This window comes from Bradyrhizobium sp. (genome assembly GCF_049581145.1).
Lineage (GTDB): Bacteria > Pseudomonadota > Alphaproteobacteria > Rhizobiales > Xanthobacteraceae > Bradyrhizobium.
In genome coordinates this window covers 1-4,637 of sequence record NZ_JBAURI010000383.1, presented here as the reverse complement: position 1 = coordinate 4,637, position 4,637 = coordinate 1, and the positions used below count along the sequence as shown (strand labels likewise).

Below are 4,637 nucleotides of genomic sequence, written 5' to 3'. Positions count from 1 at the left end.
CGTCGGCCGCGGGCGGGCGGCGCGAGGGCGGCCGCGCTGATCGGGACCAGCACGTCCGTATCCAGTTCGATGCGCTGGAAGCGATCCGAATCGAGCCGGTTCACCAACGACGGATGGTAGTGGGACAGCAGGAAGTGGGCCTGGGCATCGAGCAGGAGTTTTTCGGAGCCTGCGAAGTTGGAGGCCACCAGTTGAACCGAGGCGCCGCCCAGCGCACTCTCCGACTTGCGGATCCAGTCGGGAAAGAACGTCTGCGAGAGCGCGTGCGTCGCCACGAAATGGACGGTTTCGGCCTTGAGCCGGGCGACCTCGAGCGCCTCCTCGCGTCCCCCCAGGACCCGGCGCAGCACGTCCTGCGCCACCGCACGGAAGGTCTCGCCCGCCGGCGTCAGGGTCAGCGTATGGGTGCTGCGCTCGAACAGCGGCGTGCCCAGCCATTCTTCCAGGGCGCGGATGCGGCGGCTCAGCGCCGGCTGGGTGACATGGCGGCGCTCGGCTGCCCGCGAGAACCCTCCTTCTTCGGCAATCGCGAGGAAATCCTCCAGCCAAATCAGGTCCATGATAACGTTTCGTCCTCAAATGATGCCAATACGGCATTAGCGCGCGGTGCCCGGCTGGTCCAATGTAATCCGAATTTCAAGCGAGATCACAAAGAGCCAGCCAACATGGCCGCTGTCCGGGAGGACCACATTGCAGATCGCCACCAGTTCGCTGTCTTCGCCCGTCCCGTCGCTCACCGCCGGCCGGCGCGCGAGGCCGCTCTGGCGTGAACCCTATGTGCTGGTGGCGGCCGGCGCGGCACTCGGCGCGCTGGCGGGGGCGCTGTTTCCCGCCGTCGCGGCCGAGCTGAAGCCGCTCGGCGACGCCTTCATTTCGCTGGTCAAGATGACCATCACGCCGCTGATCTTCCTGGTGGTGGTCACCGGCATCGCGCAGGTCGGCGACATGCGCGCGGTCGGACGCATCGGCCTCAAGGCCCTCGTCTATTTCGAAGCCGTCACGACGCTTTGCCTGCTGTTCAGCTTCGTTGTGGTGCGCTGGGTGCAGCCCGGCGCCGGCGTCGGCCACGCCTCCGCGCAACAGGCGGAGACCGTCGCCCGCTATGCGCAGGCGCATGTCGGATCGGTCTCGGCTTACATCCTGCACATGATCCCGGACAGTTTCGTCGGCGCTTTCGCCAATGGCGATGTGCTGCAGGTTCTGGTGCTGGCGCTGTTGTGCGGGATCGGCCTGCTGATGCTGGGCGAGCGCGGAGCCGCGCTGCGTACCGGGCTGGAACGGGCGACCGAGCTGGTGTTCAGCGTCGTGCATGTCGTGGTCGCGCTGGCGCCGATCGGCGCCTTCGGCGCGATGGCTTTCACCGTGGCCAAGTTCGGCCTGGCCACTTTGTCGGCGCTGGCGCTGCTGGTCGGCACGGCCTGGGCCATGATGGCGATCTTCATCTTCGTGGTGCTCGGGACGATCTGCCGGGTGGCCGGAATCCGCTTGATGGACCTGCTGCGCCTGCTGCGAACCGAGCTTCTGGTGGTGCTCGGCACCTCGTCTTCCGAAACCGCGATCCCGGGCATGATGGAGAAGCTGCCGGCGGCAGGCGTCGGGCGCGCCGTGGTTGGCCTCGTCATCCCGTCCGGTTATTCCTTCAACCTCGACGGTGTCGCACTGACCCTGCCGCTGAGCACGCTGTTCGTCGCCCAGGTCTACGGGATCGAGATGACGACGGCGCAGCAATTGAGCCTGTTCGTCGTGATGCTGTTGACCAGCAAGGGCGCGGCCGGCGTCACCGGCGGCGCCTTCGCGGCGCTGGCAGCAACCGTCGTGGCCGCGGGCCTGCCGGCGGAGGGCCTGGCGCTGCTGCTCGGCATCGACCGCTTCATGTCGCTGGCGAGAGCCATCACCAACACCATCGGCAACGCCGTGGCTGCCATCATCGTCGCCAAGTGGGACGGCGAATTCGACCCTGAAGCATGGACCAAGGCAACCATGCAACCTCCAACTGCAAAGTAGACATCAATGGACATCGAACAGACCACCCTGCCCGTCATCGCGCTGGTCCCCGGCGATTGCACCGGTATCGGACCGGAGCAGACCGCGCGCATCCTCGCCGACGGCAATCTCGCCTCCACAGCCAATCTGGTGGTGGTCGGCGACGCCCGCGTGCTGGAGATGGGCATGTCGCAGGCCGGCGTCCGGCTCGAGATCGAACGGGTGGCATCGCCGGCCGAGGCGTCGTTCGGACGCGGCACCGTGCAGCTGGTCGACCTCGGCAATACCGATCCCTCGCTGTTCCCGCTCGGCAAGTCCAACGCGGAGTCCGGCCGGCTGACCGGCGAAACGCTGTCGCGCGCGATCGATTTCGCGAAAGAAGGCGAGGTCGACGCCATCACCTTCGCCCCCCTCAACAAGCGCGCCATGTTCGACGGCGGCTGGAGGTTCCCCGACGAGCACAAGATGTTCGCGAGCCTGCTCGGACACAAAGGCTATTTCTCCGAGATGAACGTGCTGGACGGCCAGTGGATGTCGCGGGTGACCGGGCACCAATCGCTGCGCGAGGCGATCGGCGGCATCAATCCGCAGAGCATCACCGATGCGATCGAGCTCGCCGACCGGATGATGCGCAAGGCCGGCATCGCGACGCCGCGCATCGCGGTCGCAGCGCTCAATCCGCATGCCGGCGAGGGCGGCCTGTTCGGCCGCGACGAGATCGACATGATCCGGCCGACCGTCGAAGCCGCGGCGAAAAAAGGCGTCGCCTGCAGCGGGCCCTATCCGGCCGATACCGTCTATGTCCGCGCCTTCGCGGGCGAGTTCGACAGCGTGGTCGCGATGTATCATGACCAGGGGCAGATCGCGACCAAGCTGCGCGGCTTCAACCGCGGCGTCACCGTGACGGCGGGGCTCGAGACCGTCTTCACGACTCCATCCCATGGCACGGCATTCGATATCGTCGGTCAAGGCATAGCCAAGACCGGCGCGATCGAAAGCGCGGTCCGGCTTGCTGCTCAACTGGCCACCACGAAAATTCGGGAGGGTTCCTATGCCAATCACTGATCGCAGGACTTTGTTGCAGGCCGCAGCCGCGCTGCCGCTCACCGCCGCCGCAACTTCAATCGCGTTCGCGGACGATTCCGCCGGCGCGCCGGCCGCGCCAGCCAAACCGGCGCCGGCCAAGGACGTCACGCGCAGGCTGGCCCATTATATCGTCACCGCGAGCTATGACGACCTGCCGCCCAATGTGCGCAAGGAGGGCGTGCGGACGCTGCTGAACTGGGTCGGCGTCGCGATCGGCGGATCGCGCCATCAGACCGTCGACATCGCGGTCTCGGCGCTGAGCCCGTTCTCGGGCCCGGCGCAGGCCTCGCTGTTCGGACGGCGCGAGCGGTTCGACATCATGAACGCCGCCTTCATCAACGGAGTCTCGAGCCACATCTTTGACTATGACGACACCCATCTGAAAACCATCATTCATCCCGCGGGCCCGGTGGCGTCCGCGATCCTGGCGCTGTCGGAAATGCAGCCGGTGTCGGGCAAGGAATTTCTCAACGCGCTGGTGCTCGGTGTCGAGACCGAATGCAGGATCGGCAACTGCGTCTATCCGAACCACTATGACGTCGGCTGGCACATCACCGGCACCGCCGGCGTTTTCGGCTCGGCCGCGGCGGTCGGCAAGCTCTTGAAGCTCAACGAGCAGCAGATGATGTGGGCGCTCGGCCTCGCCGCGTCGCAGCCGGTTGGACTGCGCGAATCCTTCGGCTCGATGAACAAGAGCTTCAATCCGGGCCGCGCCGCCAGCAACGGCATCTTCGCGGCCATGCTGGCATCGAAGAACTTCACCTCATCCGACAGCATGATCGAAGCCAAGCGCGGCTGGGCCAATACCGTCTCGACCAAGCAGGACTACAACGAGATCCTGGGCGACCTCGGCAAACGTTACGAGGCCGCGCTGAACACCTACAAGCCGTTCGCCTGCGGCATCGTGATGCATCCGGCGATCGACGCCGCGATCCAGTTGCGCAATGAGAACAAGCTAAGCGCCGACCAGATCGAGCGCGTCGACCTCAAGGTCCATCCGCTGGTGCTCGAGCTCACCGGCAAGAAGACCCCGCATCAAGGTCTCGAGGGCAAGTTCAGCATCTATCATGCCGTCGCGGTCGCGCTCGTCGAAGGCGCCGGCGGCGAAAAGCAGTTCAGCGACCGCGCCGTGACCGATCCGGTGGTGGTCGCCCTGCGCAGCAAGGTCAATCCGGTGATCACGCCCGGAATCAGGCCGGAACAGGTCGATATGACCATCGTCCTGAAGGATGGCCGCGAGCTGCATCGCTCCATCGAACATGCCGTCGGCAGCGTCGAAGTCCCGATGACGGACCAGCAGCTCGAGACCAAGTTTTCCGATCTGGCGGAAGGCATCCTTCCCGCCGCCACGGTCCGGCGGGTGATGGATGCCTGCTGGAGCATCGAAAGCCTGCCGAGCGCGGCCGAGATCGCCAAGATGTCGGTCTCGGCGTAGGGCATTTTTCGGAAAGGCGGACACCGGCTTTCCCAAAGAAAATGCGACCAATAAAGAACAACCGGAGCGTTTTCCGATTCAATCGGAAAACGCTCTGGGAGCAACTGATCTCGTCCGGCGCCGTGGCTTGACC

4 protein-coding genes are annotated in these 4,637 nt (G+C 65.6%); 3 read left to right on the top strand and 1 reads right to left on the bottom strand.

Annotation, left to right across the window (positions count from 1 at the left end; translation table 11 throughout):
• The coding region (locus tag WCB02_RS12330; RefSeq protein ID WP_423958498.1) for a LysR family transcriptional regulator at positions 1–560 on the bottom strand (560 nt) is incomplete at its 3' end.
• A 130-nt stretch (positions 561–690) separates the two neighbouring features.
• On the opposite strand from WCB02_RS12330, the gene WCB02_RS12325 reads away from it, so the two are divergent.
• The 3 genes from WCB02_RS12325 to WCB02_RS12315 are packed head-to-tail and all read left to right on the top strand — an operon-like array spanning position 691 to position 4,504.
• Positions 691–2,004 (top strand): cation:dicarboxylate symporter family transporter, encoded by a 1,314-nt coding sequence (locus tag WCB02_RS12325; protein WP_423958497.1) that lies wholly within the window; start codon positions 691–693, stop codon positions 2,002–2,004.
• A 6-nt stretch (positions 2,005–2,010) separates the two neighbouring features.
• Positions 2,011–3,048: a PdxA family dehydrogenase gene (locus tag WCB02_RS12320; RefSeq protein ID WP_423958496.1), complete on the top strand. Its 1,038-nt coding sequence runs from the start codon at positions 2,011–2,013 to the stop codon at positions 3,046–3,048.
• A complete protein-coding gene (locus WCB02_RS12315; protein ID WP_423958495.1) occupies positions 3,035–4,504 on the top strand; it encodes an MmgE/PrpD family protein in 1,470 nt (489 codons plus the stop codon). Before WCB02_RS12320 ends, WCB02_RS12315 begins: the two co-directional genes overlap by 14 nt.
• Positions 4,505–4,637: the final 133 nt, after the last annotated feature.

Bases quoted from the DNA above. Each gene is read 5' to 3' on its own strand.
- WCB02_RS12320 (WP_423958496.1), top strand. From the start codon at position 2,011: ATGGACATCGAACAGACCACCCTGCCCGTCATCGCGCTGGTCCCCGGC.
- WCB02_RS12315 (WP_423958495.1), top strand. From the start codon at position 3,035: ATGCCAATCACTGATCGCAGGACTTTGTTGCAGGCCGCAGCCGCGCTG.